The sequence below is a fragment of the Maridesulfovibrio frigidus DSM 17176 genome, assembly GCF_000711735.1.
Lineage (GTDB): Bacteria > Desulfobacterota > Desulfovibrionia > Desulfovibrionales > Desulfovibrionaceae > Maridesulfovibrio > Maridesulfovibrio frigidus.
The window spans coordinates 545,036-562,207 of the sequence record NZ_JONL01000002.1; the positions used below are offsets into that span (position 1 = coordinate 545,036).

The following is a 17,172-nucleotide window of genomic DNA, read 5'->3' on the forward strand; positions in this document are numbered from 1 at the left end:
TATTAAGACTCTGTACTATTTATAATAGAACCATTTGAATAATCTGCCGGAATAAGCTCGCCGCGCAAAACGGATAATCCGCCCATACCCATAACTTCCATCTCTTCAAGGCCTGTTAAAACATACACTGGGCCAATCATCCCGACCATTTCCTCAACTGCACAGGTCAGCTTTTTACTATTTGCTACGCCGCCAGTGATAATAACTGCGTTTACAGCTTTTTTATCAGAGTCGCCCTTCATTAATGCGGGCACAAATGAGCAGATATGCTTTGAAATATTGTAAGCTAGAGCATCAAAAACAAGCGCAGCGTCTTTATCTCCGTCCTCAATGCGCTTTTCAACCTCACGCAAATCATTTGTCCCGAGCAAGCCAATAATTCCTGATCCCGAGGTTACTTTTTTACGTAACTCATCAAATGAAAATTTTCCAGACTGTATCAAATCAAGAACAGGCAGAACAGGAAGACAGCCAGACCTTTCAGGACTGAATGGACCTTCTCCGTCAAGAGCATTTACAACATCAACAATGCGCCCATCTCGATGGGCCCCGATTGAAGCCCCACCACCAATATGGGCAACAATAAATTTACCTTTCTCATATTCAACTCCAAGCTTTGCAGCAACGGACCGAGCCACTCCTCGCTGACTTAAAGCATGAAAAACACTTCTGCGTTTAATTTCAGAAAACCCAGTAACTTTGGCAACAGGGTCCATTTCATCGGTTACCACAGGATCCATTATCATAGATGGAACAGACCATTTTTCTGCCAACTCACGCGCTATCATAGCACCAAGATTGCACGGATGAACTCCATATTTACCACTTTCAAGATCCGCAATCATTTCATCATTTATAGAATATGGCCCACCCGGGATAGCTCTAAGCAATCCACCTCTGCCAACAACAATATCCGGCAGACCGTTTTTAAGCGAGTCCTTTATCAAAGAAAGAACCTGCTCTGTACGGAACTCCTTCTGTTCAAGCACAGATGAAAATTGATCTATAGTTTCACGGGGATGCCGAACTTCCGCACTTAAAGATACCGCTTCATCACAAAAGAGGGCGACAGATGTGGAAGTCGAACCTGGATTTATTACGAGAACTTTGTACATCGCTTCATCTCCCATGAGTCATTTAGCAGAAACCAACCATCCCATTATGCGATAAAAAACTTCAAAACAAAAGTTCTACCTAATTCTTTAACGGAAGGCCCATTCACATACTAATTCAGTATACTTAAACAAACTATTCAGCAAACGTACTTGACTAAGATCAAACAGACATTCATGTTTGCTCCATCTTATCGAACCTAAATGGACGGACCAGCATGACTCTTAAAATTGTTCCAATTAATTCACAGTCCGAAACCCGTAAAAAAATTCTACACGCAGCCTACAAATGTCTGGCACAAATAGGGTTCAACCGCTTAACTCCTGACGAAATTGCTCTCAGATCAGGTGTTTCTAGAAAAATTATATTTCATCACTACAAAGGTTTAGAAAATTTACTAAGCGATCTTGGCGAATCTGGTTTTTACTGGCCCACCACAGACGAATTGCTAGCTAACACGCCAGATGAATTCCCAAATATGGACCCGGAAAAACAGGTCGGAGCATTCTTTCTATCACTTCGCAAAGAGCTTGAAGAACGACCAGAAACCCTGCGCATAATGGCGTGGGAAATGCTGGAAAAATCTGCGCTGTCCGAAGAGCTTGAAGATGTGCGAGTCAGAACGGCTCTGGAATTTTTTGAGCATCTTGGAGACGACGTTCCTGACGATGTAGACTTGGCGGCAGCTGTTGCCCTGCTGGGCGGGGGAATATCATACCTTGCCATTCGCTCACTTAACACCAAGACATACGGCGGAGTGAGCCTGCAAGACGAAGTCGGTTGGGAAAGACTTGAGCACGCGATGCATCGCATGCTCAAGGGTTTGCTTTTTCAATAAGAATTAGAGAGAATTAAGTTCTACCGACTAAGCCGATAAAACATCACCATTGGTGAAGCTAGAAACATTATCGTCGTAGCAAAATTAGCCGGCAAAGACATCTGAACGCCTATCATCACGCCAAGCAGAATAAGTATCCACGGGATACATCCTTTCACATAAACCTGCCCTATCGGCCCGAAGAAAATGCACAGCAACATACCTAGCCACAGTACGCGCGGCTTTGTTTTTCTCAAACGAAGGCCAAGCCAAATCGGAATCAAAGTAGCCGCAATAAGCAACACAATTACCAATATGCTGTTTAAATCTAATTCATTCATAATAGTCCCTTATACCTAATTATTTTGTCTTTGCTAACTTTTGACATTGCAACGCAGAAATTTTTTAGAGCTTTATGCAAGTATGCATTTTATACAAGCCCAATTATTTCAATCATAGGCTTAATTAACACTGAAATACTGACGCGCACCTGTGCTTGAAAAGGATTCAATAGGCTTCAAACCGTCACCAGTGATCACAGCTTCTGTCCTTGAATAGATCAAGAGTTTAATAGGCGCGCCAATCTCCTTAACAAGTTTACCTTCTATAGATCTTATTTCCTTACTCTTTATCAATCTTTCCCCCGTAATATCGGCGAGGACTTTCCAGCCATCTCCATCTTTTTGAGTATCAACATAGATAGGAAAAATATGACGAATTTGTTTTAGATGCTTCATCGTGGATTCATTAATCTTCCGCGATATCGTAGATTCTTTTGCGGAATAGACCCTACCAAAGAGATTTCGTCCGCTTCGAGTAATATCATTACTTTTAAAGTACCGTACAATTAAGGTGAGACTATTCTCTTTAGTTCTTTTCCGTATCATGCCCTCAACTTTCCCAACATCCTCAGGCAAAGGCCTCTCAGGCCCGCTTATTTCAGCAATGATGCCCGGCCCGCTATCTAGCTGCATGAAATTTATTGAAGAAAGAGTGTACCATGGATATTCAGACATCAAACTGCGTAGTAATAGTTCTGCTTGCTCTAATATAACAACTTTCTTATCCAACTTAACATTCTGCTTCTTGGCATGAGCGTTTACAAGCGAATTTGTATTCCCCCTTGTATCTGAGGAAATACTCTGGGTGATATTTGTCCGCACTATAATCTGAACAGGCATATCCAGAGCCTCGGCTGTCTGCTTTTCAATTTTCTTCACTAATGTCGCACTTATGGACTTAGGACCTTGCAACTGAATAAACCCGTTCACAACGCCATCTTCTATTTCATGCTTAACAGCTTCAATCATTGTATTAGGAACCGAGGTTATTACCTGCCTAGCAACTGTTCTGAGATTTTTATCTATTTTTCGGGAGGTCGCAACTTCCATAAGGGAATGAGTCAGCAGTATCGCGACGATGATAAGACCGATGGTTGAAACCGAAAAATGCTTAATTAATCTGCGTAATGGAGCATTCTCAGAGTGGGGAATAAATCCTGTGATAATAAACAAAACACTTGCAACGGTAAGAATAACCAAAAAGTTGGCAAAAAAGAGTAAAAAAGCGCCCCATGCTTCTGGATACTCATGCAGAGCTAAGCACAACCCACTGGCAGAAAGAGGCGGAACCAGTGATGTGGCAATAGCAATACCCGGCATAACCGGACTTACCTTTTCATCTATCAAAGCCACTGTTCCGGCAATTCCGGCAAAGGCCGCAACACCAAGATCAAGAAGATTCGGCTGGGTTCTGGAGGTAATTTCATTTGTAACTTCGAAAAAGACCGGAAAACATCCTATAAGATAAGACCCACCAATTCCGAGAAAAATCCCAGCAGCCACAGAAAAAATGGCCGTTCGTATTAGTGTTATTTCCCCACGAACAAGACCAAGCGACACCCCAAAAATAGGCATCATAAGGGGAGAAACAAGCATTGCCCCGATAACTACTGCGGGACTGTTCGCCATAAGTCCGATGGAGGCAATGAAAGAGGCGACAACCATGAGCAAGTAATACATACCGCTAGGTGCGGAACTGCGGATAATATCCGTAATGAGAAATTCGCGCCGCACATCGGTGACGAATAATAGGGGAGTCCTCACCTTTGCTGTCACTTTTTTACCAGAGAACAAGCCCATTTTCGCCTCCGCATTCAACTTATACGGCAACATATTTTATAAAAAACCCATTAAAAAATGGATCTTACCTCTCAAACCTTTCCCAAATAAACCAAATTTAATAAACTATACCCAAAAACATAAAAAAGACCAGCCTATGATATACCAATCTATGCCATCTCAACAATGCATTTCGCGAATTCATGCCAAACCGATATTAAGAAAATTTGACCGTTAAACGAAAGAAGACTAATGAAATCATCACATAATAAAAAAGATCATCAAACTCAACTTTGAGAGAGAACTCATGAAAGGTAAAAATAAAAAAGAGGCGATTCTTTACGCTGCCCAGGAAACTTTCGGGCGCTATGGTTATGCCGGAACCACAATGAAAATGATCTCTGAGAGAGCTGGAGTCGCATTCGGACTTGTCTCGCATTACTTCGGGTCAAAAGAAGAATTGTTTCTAACCGCAGGTATTTCCATGGTGGACAGTCTAATGGAACATCTGAATGACGAAATTCGTGAAGCCACATCGGGCATCGACGCGGTTTCTACTTTTATGAAAAGTTACCTGCACTACACGCTGAAACACCGGAATACTTTCCCAATCCTCCTTCGCTGTTCACCTTTCAGTGATGTTCAGATTGATATGGATCGGACTAAAATTTCCATCAAGTTCCAGCAACTTCTCAATATTATTAGAGAATGTGTAGACCGGGGAATTGAAGATGGCTCCATCAGAAACCTATCAATCGACGATACTACTACTATCATCTATTCAAACATCGTCGGTACCGTAAGAACCAGATTTTTGTCTCCATACGATTTGCCTAATTTATACGAAGAAACGGCTGAATTCGTTACTAGAAGTATCAGAACCCGCTAATTTCAAAGTATTAAAATCAACACCGAAATCAACATCCTCAGGGCCTGAATAGCCTTGAGGATGTTTCTTATTAATACCCTAAACTTGACACCCCAAAGAACCTCTACCATTGTCCCCATATGAACATTATCCCAGATCATCCCGCAAAAAAACTGCGCTCCGCACTTGTGTTTTTTTCATTTTGTGCAGCCTCATTTTTCATACTGCTCAGCCCGAATCAGGCCGCCGCGCATCCTCATGTATTTGTGGACTGCACACTTACATTTGAGTTCGATGCGGAAGGAGTTCGCGGAATAAGGCAAAAATGGTGGTTCGATGAAATGTTTGCGACCATGATACTTGGAGATTTTGATGTAGACCACGACAACAAGCTTTCCCCGGAAGAAGCAAAAGCACTTGAAAATGGAGCCTTTGTTAACCTCAAAAACTTTGATTACTTCACGACCATCCTTGTTGACGGGCGCAAGCATACCATTACGAACGCAACAGAATTCAAACCCACCATTGAAGATTCAACCCTTGTTTATGAATTTTTCATACCCTGCCGTGTAAAAGAAGATGGCAAAAAACACACCATAATTTCAGCTATATATGATGACAGCCTATACACCGCCATTCAGCTTAATTTAACAAATAAAATAAATGGACTGCCGAGTTCAATCGCAGCAAATCTGGAAGTAGATGTTCCCGAAGCTCTTGCTGCCCTTTTCGTACAGATGACTCCCGAAGCGGCAGTGCTTACTTTTGGCCCTAAATGAAAAAAATAATCATCTCACTCTTCCTGCCATTGTTACTAATGGCAGTTACAACCTCTTTTGTCCCAGCAGCTTCCGGTGCTACAAATCCTTTTCTTTCTCCCCAAAAGAAACAGGATAGCCCAACAACTGAAAACAGTGCTATTTTCACAACAAACAGCCCAAAAGAAAGCCTCTTAACAAGCTCATCAATAAATCAAAAAGTTAATTCAAAAGCGAACCTAAGAATTTCTCATTCCAGTAGTTTCTTCAGTTCAGTCTTAACTAAAATAACCATTCTACAAAAAGATCTCCGCTCAAAAATGACCGGCTTTGCCCGTGACGTAAAAAAAGATTCCTTCGGCACATCATTCTGGCTGTTTCTACTTTTCTCTTTTGCGTATGGAGTGGTGCACGCAATCGGACCCGGACATGGGAAATCGGTAGTCTGCGCCTATTTCATTTCACGGCGCGGAACAATTCGCACAGCGGCGTTCATGTCATGGGCTATAACTCTTGTGCATGTAGGGTCCGCAACTGTTACAGTATGTGTCGCCTACTTGCTCCTCAGCAGTGGTATGTCAGGATTCGAAAATTTCAATCGCCATCTCCAAACGGCAAGCTTCGGTTTAGTAATGCTCATCGGTTTGTGGCTCTTTTTAAGCACTCTAATCTCTGCCTTCAAAAAAAAGAATGAAGAATATTCAGCCCCTGCCAAGTGCGCCTCCCTTAAAGAGATCACATCAGTTGCTTTTGTCACTGGGCTAGTTCCCTGCCCCGGCGCGGCAATTATTCTTGTGTACACCTTATCTACCGGCATTCTCTGGGCGGGATTAATAGCCATGCTTTTTCTCGCAACCGGCATGGCCCTGACCACTTCGCTCTTTGCTTTCGCTGCAGCAAAAACTAGGACAGCAATGGACCACGCATCCAGAGGTAGAAAGACTCAAATTATCTATACAACTCTGTCCCTTGCAGGGTCTCTCATTATTATTCTATTCGGAACATTAATGCTTAGTTCCCACCTAGGATAACCCTCTCAATTTTTATCTATAGATATTTACTTATCTCACATACCCTCAAGCAGCCAAAAAACACTCTTTTCATGACAGCCCCGATTATTAATGTTATCTAAGAATCAAATTATTTTGTTTTTACGAATTCTACTTAATATTATTAGTTGTCGATGAGTTACAGGGAGCTATTTGTTATGATTGATCTTGTCGGATATGAAAAAGTTACTCCTATTTTTTCTGAGGAGGACCTTTCCTTATGCAGAGCCGTAAGAGACTACGATGGATCTCCTGTGCTCATTAAAACTCCGACATCAAAACTGCCTTGCCCCAGACTCTTGGCCGGAATTAAAAATGAATATGCGACCTCTCTTGAAATCGGAAAGATAGGAGCAATTCACCCTATTGCTTTGCACCAGACAGACAACTCTCTTGCCCTGATATTTGAAGATAAAGGATACGAACTCTTAGACCATTTTATAAATAGACCTGGCATCGACCTTCATCAAAAGATCATTCTCGCCATCAAAGCCGTTAATGCTCTGAACTGCGTTCACGCAAAAGGGTTTCTACACAGGAACATCAAGCCTGATAGTTTTGCGGTATCTCATGATATGCACGAGGTTGTGCTAACCAGTTTTCAACTTTGCTCGCGCCTTTCCGACTCTGTATCTGGAACAAACATAGGATTGATATCTGACAGCTACCTCCCATACATTTCACCAGAACAAAGCGGTAGAATAAGCGACTCTCTTGACCGCCGTTCGGACTTCTATTCCTTGGGAATAACTCTTTTCGAGCTGTTTACGGGCGAACTTCCATTTAATGCTACGGATGCTTTGGAATTAATACACTGCCACCTTGCGCAAGAACCAACCTCTCCGCACATAATTAACCCAGAGATTACAGAACAACTTTCTTCTGTCATTTTAAAGCTGATCGCAAAAAATCCAGGCGATAGATATCAATCAACATACGGAATTAAACAAGATTTAAAAACTTGCCTCAAAATCAGCGAAAGTTCTTATTTTCCTGAAAACTTTAGACCGGGAGAGAGGGATGTTTCAGACACATTCACTCTTACGAGACGTCTATTCGGAAGAAAGAACGAAAAGCATATTCTGCTGAAAATTTTTGAAAAAACCACTCAAGGCAGTTGCGAAGTTGTCATGGTCAGAGGAGAGCCAGGTTCAGGCAAAACAACCCTCATCAATGAACTCCGCAATCATGTTGCCCATGCAAGGGGCGAGATTATCACTGGTAAGTTTGACCAATTCAAGCGCAATATTCCTTACAGCGCGCTAATTCAAGCCTTCCAGAAATTAATCCGCAAAAGGCTTACAAACCCCGCGCCTGTAATCAGCGCCTGGAAAAACCATATTATCGAAAGACTCGGCTCTAATGCAGGTTTAATAATCGAAGTTATTCCTGAACTGGAGCTACTTATTGGGCCACAAAAGAGCCCAGCAAAATTACCCTTAACGGAAGCACGCAATCGGTTTAATTTAGTATTTAAAAATTTCATCAAAATATTTCCGAACCTTGACCACCCTCTGGTTTTATTCATTGATGATCTCCAATGGGCTGACACATCTACAACAACATTGATCAATGAACTTATTGCAGACAATGAAACCAGCTATCTTCTGCTGATAGGTGCGTACCGAGATAACAATTCTCTTGCAAACTCAGTTAAGTCTATGCTTGCGGAAATTAAAAGATCCGACAAACAAGTCGAAACTATAACCCTCAGTAGACTCGGACCACAGCAAGTGCTCAGCTTAATCACTCGGACTCTCCGAACAAACCGACCTCGCGCAGGAGAGCTTACAAAGCTGATATTCAACCGCACCGGCGGAAATCCTCTTTTTGTTCGCGAATACCTCCGTAATTTGTACAGAGCAGATCTCATAAAGTTCAACTATGATAAGAGCAGATGGGAATGGGATATTAATGCTATCCGTGAAATGTCCATAGATGGAAATATTGTCGAGCTCATGGCAGACAAAATTAACAATCTATCGATTGAAGGACAGTCCATATTAAAAGTTGCTTCCTGCATTGGTGGAAAATTTGATCTTAAAACCCTAATCGCTGTCGTGGATCTTCCTCAGGAAAAAGTCATTTCATTTTTAAATATAGCTCTCCACGATGGCCTTATTATTTCAAGTGACGAAACCCCTATTGGTGCAACTCTAACAGACTTTAATCTTAAGTGGGCTCCGCAGCTGTCTTTCATGCATGACAGGGTTCAGCAAGCCGCCTATTCCCTGCTGGGACTGGCGGAAAAAGAATCTCTTCACTTAAAAATCGGCCGCACCATGCTGCAAATTTTCGAAGATTCTGAAATCGAAGAGATGATCTTTGATATTGCACTGCAATTCAACTCAAGCTTCTCAACCATCTCAGGAGAAACCGAACGTACGATAGCTTCAAATATTTTTTGTCGCGCTAGTCGAAAAGCCAAAAGGAGTTCCGCTTTTGACCTTGCCTCAAAATATTTTTACGCAGCAGAGCAATTACAGCAACCAAATTGCTGGGCGGAAAACTACACTTCAACATTCAATCTGTATCTTGATTGGTTTGAATGTGAATACATGAGTGGAGGGCCTAAGAAAGCTGAAGAAATATTCGACTTAATGCTCGAACATGTTAAAAACAGGCAAGATTTATCTCAAATTAAACTTGCGAAAATAATGATCTACACAAACAAGAGTAGGTATAAGGATGCCGTCAAGATCGCTCTAGATCTCCTTTCCCTGTTCGGCATGAAAATTCCAGAGCACCCGAGTAATGTATCTCTGACTTCTGAGCTGCTCAAAACAAACTTTCTGCTCCGCAATAAAACGGTAGAAGATCTCTACAATCTTCCAGATATGAGCCACCCTGAAATGCTAGAAACTATGCAGCTAATGATGCACACCATTGCGCCAGCATATATGTACAACAAACAGCTTGTCTTTTTTATTGTTTTAAAAATGCTCAGGCTTTCCCTGAAACACGGAAATGCCCCGTCTTCCTCATTCGGTTATATGTTTTACGCAATGTTCTTAGCTGCAAAGGACTTCTCTTTTGATAAGTCAAAGGACTACACACGGCTTGCAGTAGACCTTAATAAGCGGTTTAAAAACACTGAACTTGAAACAAAAATAAACCTGCTTCGTGGCTGCGCCCATGATCACTGGCATGTGTCGCTATCGCAAAACATCAGCACACTTGAAAATGCTTTTCACTCTGGCCACTTAACAGGGGATACAACTTACGCCAGATATGCCAGTTATTTTGCTGCCTACTATAAATTTATTCAAGGCTACACTCTTACTGACGTTATTGCAGATGTAGATAAATACCTTAATGTGCTCCACAATTCACCGAATATGCTCAGCACAGGCATCTTGCAGCTGATCAAACAGATTTCTAAAAGCCTCGAAGGAAAAACCTACACACCGGGCTTTCTTGACGATGAATATTTTAATGAAAAACAATTACTAGGAGCGGCAAAGAACAGCAGTTCTGAAGTAATATTTCATTGGGCTAAAATATCAAAATTAATTACGCTTTCTTTTTTCGGACTTAATGACAAGGCTCTTGAGATCATTGAGGAGTTAGAAGGCACCATAGAAAAGTCTCTCTTTGGAATGCTAAATGTTCCAATCTATCATTTCTTTAGCGTTATAAACATGGCGGCTGTTTACGAAGAAGTTTCAAGTGATCATCAAAGAAGATACAGAAAAGTAATAAAAAAATCCATTTCTAAGCTCAAAGTATGGAGCGACAACTGCCCGGAAAACTTCCAGCATCTCCATCTTCTGGCAACGGCTGAATATCATCAGCTAACTGGACGCATGAACTCTGCGTTATCATTATACGAAGAAGCTACAAGTACCAGCTTGAAAAACGGCTTTAACAATTTCGCTGCGCTTTCCTGTGAATTGGCAGGCAAATTCCATTTTAAGATAGGAGGAAAAAGGTCCGCCACCTCTTTAATATCCGAAGCGTGCCAATATTACGGTGAATGGGGAGCAAAAGCGAAAGTTCAGCAACTCATTGCGAACTATCATTCTCTACAGGAAGAGTTCACCCCCTCTGTCATGGACATAAACTCTCAGCAAAACCTAACTAAATCAAAAAGATCAAATTCTCTCGATCTTTCGGCTGTAATGAAAGCCTCGCAAGCGATTTCAGGAGAAATAGTACTCGCCAGACTACTCGACAAACTCATGCGCATCGTCATCGAAAATGCCGGAGCGCAAAAAGCCACATTATTACTAAACAATAAGAACAGACTTGAACTGACCGCACATGCATCCGTCACTCAAAAAGGAATTACGACACAGGTTAAACCCAGTGTAGACACAAAGTCCTATTGCGAAAGCATCGTAAACTATGTTTTCCGATCAAAAGATAATATTGTTTTGAGAGATGCAAGCGCACAAGGGCCCTTCACAATCGACAGCTATATTATCAGAAACAAGCCAAAGTCAGTTTTGGCCATGCCCATAATAAACCAGCAAGTTATGCGTGGCGTTTTATACCTTGAAAACAATCTGAGCCCGGGAGTTTTCACCGAGGAACGGTTGGAAGTCCTCAACTTGCTCTGCTCTCAGGCTGCGATTTCAATTCAAAATGCCAGACTTTATTCAGACCTCAGAGAATCTGAAACTCAGCATCGCACACTGTTAGAAAATATCAATGTCGGGGCTTACCGGGCTGAAGCGAACCTTGAAGGAAAACTGGTTAAAGGCAACAGAGCCCTAGCAAAAATGTTCGGATATTCCGGATGGGACACTTTTCAGAACACACCGATTCAATCTCTATTTCTTCATAAAGAAAACCACTACGTCATTCTCAATGAGCTGCTAAATGGCGACACAGTGCGGGAAAGAGAAGTAGAAATGAAAACGAAGGACGGAACTCCGATTTGGGTAAATATGACGGCGTCACTTCATCATGATGACGACGGCAACAGCAAGTGCCTAGAAGGCGTCCTTGAAGATATTACTGAACAGAAAAAGACGAGACAGCTTGAACGAGCCAAAGTTGCGGCTGATGCAGCCAATCAAGCCAAAAGTGAATTTCTTGCCAGCATGAGTCACGAGATCCGAACACCCATGAATGCCATTCTAGGAATGGCTGATATGCTCTGGGAATCAAGACTAAGCAAAGCTCAGCGCAATTATGTAAACCTGTTCAAAAATGCGGGAGAAAATCTCCTGCTCCTGATTAACGATATTCTTGACCTTTCAAAAATTGAAGCCGGCCAGATCACGATCGAAAATATCGAGTTCAACCTTGAAGATCTGTTTGAAGAAATTGGTTCCATCTTCGCACTTAGAGCACAAGTAAAAGGTATCGATCTTTGCTGGTACATTGCGCCGGAAGTTCCAAAACTCATTGTAGGTGACCCGACCAGAATTAGACAGATTATCGTTAACTTAGTCGGTAACGCCCTTAAGTTTACAGATAAAGGTAGTGTCACCTACGAAGCTGCATTAACCGAAAGTGGCCTAGTCAGAGTAGTTATACGTGACACAGGAATAGGAATCCCAGATTCAAAAATGAACCCTATTTTTGAAACATTTTCGCAGGCGGACTCTTCTACTACCAGAAATTTTGGAGGCACAGGCCTTGGTCTTTCAATATGTATGCGGATGATTAAATGCATGAAAGGAGGGTTATTTGTCAGTAGTCAGGAAGGCGAGGGATCTTCATTTGCATTCACAATGAATTTAGACTTTCCTGAGCAAGAAACCCCAAAAATATCTCTCAATGATCTTTCGGTTCTATTAATTGATAAAGACAGCCCTTCTCGCACCTACCTCAAACAGGCTCTAAGCAATTTAGGTGCAACAGTCCAAATTGCGACAACCATGAATGAGGCTACGATCATAGCGGCTGAAATGTCTATCTTAGGAAGCCGCAAAAAAGCCCTTCTTGTAGGCACTCCAGAATGGGAATCCGACTGCTTTGAAGTGATCAAAGCTCTGAAGAAAGATTTATGCAGTACGTGGAAGTTAATCATGCTTATGGAAGCCAAGCCCAAACCAAGAGCTACAGCCAGAGCTAAACAGCTTGGAGCAACATATGTCCAAAGACCTATTCAGCCAAGGGCTATAGCTACTGAAATAAACACAGCGGATACAAATAAAACGGAGATCGATGGGTTCGATGAAATCGACTGCGAGATGGATATCCTTGATTCACCTGAAATTCCTAAAGAAGGAGCATCAATCCTACTTATTGAAGATTCCGAAGACAATCGGATGGTTGTAGATCTATACTTAAAAGAAACACCCTTCCAAATTACAATGGCGGAAAACGGTAAAGAGGGGCTCGATAAATACATCGGGGGAGCATATGACCTGATCCTGATGGACATTCAAATGCCTATCATGGATGGCTACGAAGCGACTAAAGCCATAAGACAGTATGAATTGGAGCATGAAATGGAACGAATCCCCATTCTTGCCCTAACCGCAAACGCTTTTCAGGAAGATGCTCAAAACTGTATCAATTGCGGATGCACTGCCCACATGGCTAAGCCTATTAAAAAGAAAAAACTTATCAGTACTCTCGAAGAATACCTTGGAGAACAATAGCGCTACCAGCGCCGGGTCAAGACCTTACTCCACGTTTCTGGAATATACTTTTCATAAGCATGGCCGACAGACTCAAGCGGAGTCATGCTTCCAGACATATTGATTGCATAAGGCTTCATTAGTCTTAATGGGTAATTATCCCCCTTTAATTGAAACCCATTACTGCTATCTAGCACAGTCAACATCTCGGTTTGACTGCGGCCCACCAAAACTGACTGCGGGAAAAAGTCCGCATCTTCAGTCTGTAAATAAAAACCATCATGTAGAGTTTTACAAATAAATATAAAATCTTCCTTCCAAAGTGATCTATTCACACTCGGTAGGGTTTCATTCGTGATGTAGTGAATTTTTTTATCTTCAAGAAAACCGTAGGTATCTTTCTTCTTGGCGTCTGCAACAATTACATTCCCAAGACCCATTCTGCCTAAAACATCATTTGTACGCTCTGCAACTATCTGATTGCGCTCAATCCCTACAAGAGACACGCCGGAGAATCCATTGCGCTTTGCAAGAACATTCATGGCGAGCATCAAGATTCCGGTTCCTGAGCCAATATCGAGTCCAGTAAACACGTCCCCGCCAAACTTAGTTTTACCTTCAGCGATAACTTTAAAAATATGCGCGCTTTTCGGCAAATCAGCTAACATGCAAAGTGCAAAACCATATGACAATAATTCTTTGCGGACGTCCAAACACCCTTCCAAAACATCACTTCCAAGCCTGCGATGCACAAATTGATCAAAAAGAACTGAAACATCCTCGAGAGAAACCTCGCGATCCTGTGAACCCGGGTAAACATAAGCATGGAAAAATTTAACGAGAATGTTCATCAACAACGGACCATCAAGTTCAGTCGCAGGATTACCCGCTTCCTCGAGATCACTTACCAGGGAAGTTCCCCTATAAATACTTCTCGAAAGAACAGTTGTCGGCATTGCCGGACGTTGCAACAAACGGAGGCTGGCTTTTTGAATCATAGCTAACGCACCCTAACTAGAATTGTTTAAAAAAATCGGAGCTGACACTATCTTCCGATCTTATCCTTATTTTAAAATCATTTCCACAACTCACGACATTCATGTGAATATTTATTATAATAGCTAAATTCACACTTACATTTCAACCACTAACGACTAAACGAATTTCTATTGAAAAGCAAAAATTCAAACAAAATATACAGCTGAGATCACCCGAAAGCACTTCGAACTCCACCACTTTCTTGCCTATACTGAAAAAACTTGAGCTTGACCTTTGTGCAATTCCTGATACGGACTTCCAAGACCCTGAAAAAGGCTGGGGTCTTCATACAAAAATATAATTAAACGTCACGCTGGCAAAGCCCGGTAAAGGACATATTCTCATGCAGGAACAAGTAGATCCAATTCTTAAAAAAGAAGTTGAACGCAGACGTACTTTCGGCATTATCAGTCACCCTGATGCAGGTAAAACAACACTGACCGAAAAGTTACTCCTATATGGTGGCGCCATCCAGATGGCGGGAACAGTTAAATCGCGTAAAGCAGCCCGTCATGCCACTTCCGATTGGATGAAAATGGAGCAGGATCGCGGAATTTCCATTACAACTTCAGTTATGAAGTTCAATTACCGGAATTTCGAAATCAACCTGCTCGATACTCCAGGCCATCAGGATTTCTCCGAAGATACTTACCGGGTACTCACAGCAGTTGACTCTGCGCTGATGGTTATCGACTGCGCAAAAGGCGTTGAAAACCAGACAAAAAAACTGATGGAAGTCTGCCGAATGCGCGACACTCCTATCATCACCTTCATTAATAAAATGGACCGTGAAGGAGTAGACCCGTTTGATTTGCTAGCTGACATTGAAGAAACCCTTAAAATTGAATGTGCGCCCCTCAGTTGGCCCATCGGTATGGGATCTGATTTTAAAGGCACTTACAATATGTATAAGGGTGAGCTGCATCTATTTTCAGCAACTCACGGCGGAGCGATTCAGGAAGGCGAAATAATAAAAGATCTGAATAGCCCGCGTCTTGATGAACTTCTAGGAGATCAGGCTACTCAGCTCAGAGACGAACTTGAACTGCTTGAAGGCGCTGGATATCCTTTTGACAAAGAACGCTACCTTGCCGGAAAACAAACACCTGTATTCTTCGGCAGTGCCATTAACAACTTCGGCGTTCAAGAAATGCTGGATTCATTTGTAGAACTAGCTCCTTTCCCGCGTCCTCGTGCAACGACCACGCGTGATGTGTCTCCATTTGAAAGCGAATTCACAGCTGTTGCCTTTAAAATTCAGGCAAATATGGACCCTGCTCACAGAGACCGCATTGCGTTTATGCGCATTTGTTCTGGAAAATTTTCGAGAGGGATGAAAGTCCGTCATCATCGCATAGGAAAAGATTTCCAAATTGCTAATGCCACAATATTCATGGCTCAGGACCGCACAGGTGTTGAAGAAGCATGGCCAGGTGATATTATCGGCGTACATAACCATGGGACTATTAAAATCGGTGACACCTTCACTTCATCAAAGGATGAAGTGAAATTTACTGGAATTCCCAACTTCGCACCGGAACATTTCCGCCGAGTGATTCTACGAGATCCTTTGAAGAGCAAACAGCTTAACAAAGGGCTTCACCAGTTAGCAGAAGAAGGTGCTGTCCAGCTATTTAAACCGCTAGGAAACAACGACAACATCCTTGGAGCTGTCGGAATTTTGCAATTTGAAGTAATCATGTCCCGCTTAAAAGGGGAATACGGCGTTGAAGCTATTTACGAGCCGGTTGAATTTCATACTGCAAGATGGCTTGCCTGCGACGATCATAAAGAACTGGAAGGTATAAAAAAACGGTACCCGCGCTTTGTAGCCCTTGACGGAGATGAGAATCTTACCTTCTTGGCTCCAAGCCAGTGGAGACTACAGCAAGCGGAAGAAGAGTGGCCGAAAATCAACTTTATGAAAACCAGAGAGCATCAATAGCCTAAATTACCATCTAAAAGGTGATTTAACCGCAAAATTTGCTGCTCAGGGTTGACGAAGTCGTCATAGGCTAATATTCAACTAAGTGACTAATTAAAGTTTTAACTTTAAGCTTTCAGCCGTCTGCCGAAAAGTCGGCTGAAGAACAAGATATAAAACTTCGCGATACTAGAGGATGCCATACAATCCTGCTGCCCCGTGATCTTTCAGGCTTACTTTTAACCTGACACATCACGGGCCGGCGGGAACATTAACCCGACCATCAGGATCTACCCCGTCATTTTTATGCAATTACCTGAAAGATATAAACGGAAATTTACCAAGGCAGAGATCAACGAGCTACCCCTAAGGCAGTACGAAGGTCCGATTAAACTTATTGATTGTGAAGACGATGTTCCTTGTATCATTGATGAAATAAGCAAAGCTGGTTTACTTGGTTTCGATACAGAGACCAGACCAGTATTTCGCAAAGGACTATCTTATCCCCCCTCGCTGATCCAGCTTGCAACACGGGATTGCGTATACCTTCTGCACTTAAATCACATTCCGCTTTGTGATGAAATAAAAAAACTTCTCTCATCTGCCAGCATTATTAAGACCGGCGTTGCCGTAATTAATGATGTTAAGGAGCTGAGGCAGGTTTCGCATTTCGAAGGAAGAGGCTTTGTTGATCTCGGAGACCTCGCGAGGTCTCTTGAAATGCAGACCAACGGACTCCGCAATCTTGCTGCGAACCTACTTGGTTTTCGCATTTCCAAAGGAGTCCAGTGCTCCAATTGGGGACGTAAAGATTTATCTCCGCAGCAAATTACTTATGCAGCGACCGATGCTTGGGTAAGCAGAGAAATCTATTTAAAATTTCAGGAAATGGGAGCTCTCTAGCCTCCCCACCCGAAGACTGACTTGCAACAATCAAAATCCGGCC

11 protein-coding genes are annotated in these 17,172 nt (G+C 42.3%); 7 read left to right on the forward strand and 4 right to left on the reverse strand.

Translation table 11 applies throughout. The features are described from left to right. Nucleotides 1-2: 2 nt before the first annotated feature. Complete coding sequence (buk, locus tag BR06_RS0106715; RefSeq protein WP_031481556.1) at nucleotides 3-1,115, reverse strand: butyrate kinase; 1,113 nt, start codon at nucleotides 1,113-1,115, stop codon at nucleotides 3-5. Between the two features lie 215 nt (nucleotides 1,116-1,330). Here buk and BR06_RS0106720 point away from each other — a divergent pair, with 215 nt between their 5' ends. Next, nucleotides 1,331-1,951, forward strand: a complete 621-nt coding sequence (locus BR06_RS0106720) for a TetR/AcrR family transcriptional regulator (protein ID WP_031481558.1) — start codon at nucleotides 1,331-1,333, stop codon at nucleotides 1,949-1,951. Between the two features lie 20 nt (nucleotides 1,952-1,971). Here the strand turns inward: BR06_RS0106720 and BR06_RS0106725 are convergent, their stop codons facing one another. Continuing rightward, a complete protein-coding gene (locus BR06_RS0106725) occupies nucleotides 1,972-2,271 on the reverse strand; it encodes a hypothetical protein (RefSeq protein ID WP_031481560.1) in 300 nt (99 codons plus the stop codon). Nucleotides 2,272-2,391: 120 nt separating this feature from the next. Next, nucleotides 2,392-4,071 (reverse strand): DUF389 domain-containing protein, encoded by a 1,680-nt coding sequence (locus BR06_RS19655; protein ID WP_051676949.1) that lies wholly within the window; start codon nucleotides 4,069-4,071, stop codon nucleotides 2,392-2,394. A 286-nt stretch (nucleotides 4,072-4,357) separates the two neighbouring features. Between BR06_RS19655 and BR06_RS0106735 the strand changes: the two genes are divergently transcribed. From BR06_RS0106735 to BR06_RS0106755, 4 genes are all read left to right on the forward strand, one after another. Then, complete coding sequence (locus BR06_RS0106735) at nucleotides 4,358-4,939, forward strand: TetR/AcrR family transcriptional regulator (protein WP_031481564.1); 582 nt, start codon at nucleotides 4,358-4,360, stop codon at nucleotides 4,937-4,939. Between the two features lie 119 nt (nucleotides 4,940-5,058). Further along, nucleotides 5,059-5,697 carry a DUF1007 family protein gene (locus tag BR06_RS0106745; RefSeq protein ID WP_084154046.1) on the forward strand — a complete coding sequence of 213 codons (639 nt, stop codon included), beginning with the start codon at nucleotides 5,059-5,061 and terminating at the stop codon, nucleotides 5,695-5,697. Continuing rightward, complete coding sequence (locus BR06_RS0106750) at nucleotides 5,694-6,707, forward strand: nickel/cobalt transporter (protein ID WP_031481568.1); 1,014 nt, start codon at nucleotides 5,694-5,696, stop codon at nucleotides 6,705-6,707. Before BR06_RS0106745 ends, BR06_RS0106750 begins: the two co-directional genes overlap by 4 nt. Nucleotides 6,708-6,883: 176 nt before the next feature. Continuing rightward, nucleotides 6,884-13,285, forward strand: a complete 6,402-nt coding sequence (locus tag BR06_RS0106755) for an AAA family ATPase (RefSeq protein ID WP_031481570.1) — start codon at nucleotides 6,884-6,886, stop codon at nucleotides 13,283-13,285. Nucleotides 13,286-13,287: 2 nt separating this feature from the next. Here BR06_RS0106755 and BR06_RS0106760 read toward each other — a convergent pair whose 3' ends face one another. Further along, the gene (locus BR06_RS0106760) at nucleotides 13,288-14,262 is read right to left on the reverse strand and encodes an SAM-dependent methyltransferase (protein WP_031481572.1); all 975 of its coding nucleotides are present in this window, start codon (nucleotides 14,260-14,262) and stop codon (nucleotides 13,288-13,290) included. Nucleotides 14,263-14,645: 383 nt separating this feature from the next. Between BR06_RS0106760 and BR06_RS0106765 the strand changes: the two genes are divergently transcribed. Next, on the forward strand, nucleotides 14,646-16,247 hold the full coding sequence (locus BR06_RS0106765) for a peptide chain release factor 3 (protein WP_031481574.1): 1,602 nt from the start codon (nucleotides 14,646-14,648) through the stop codon (nucleotides 16,245-16,247). A gap of 285 nt (nucleotides 16,248-16,532) precedes the next feature. Next, nucleotides 16,533-17,129 carry a 3'-5' exonuclease gene (locus tag BR06_RS0106770; protein ID WP_031481576.1) on the forward strand — a complete coding sequence of 199 codons (597 nt, stop codon included), beginning with the start codon at nucleotides 16,533-16,535 and terminating at the stop codon, nucleotides 17,127-17,129. The last annotated feature ends 43 nt before the right edge of the window (nucleotides 17,130-17,172 follow it).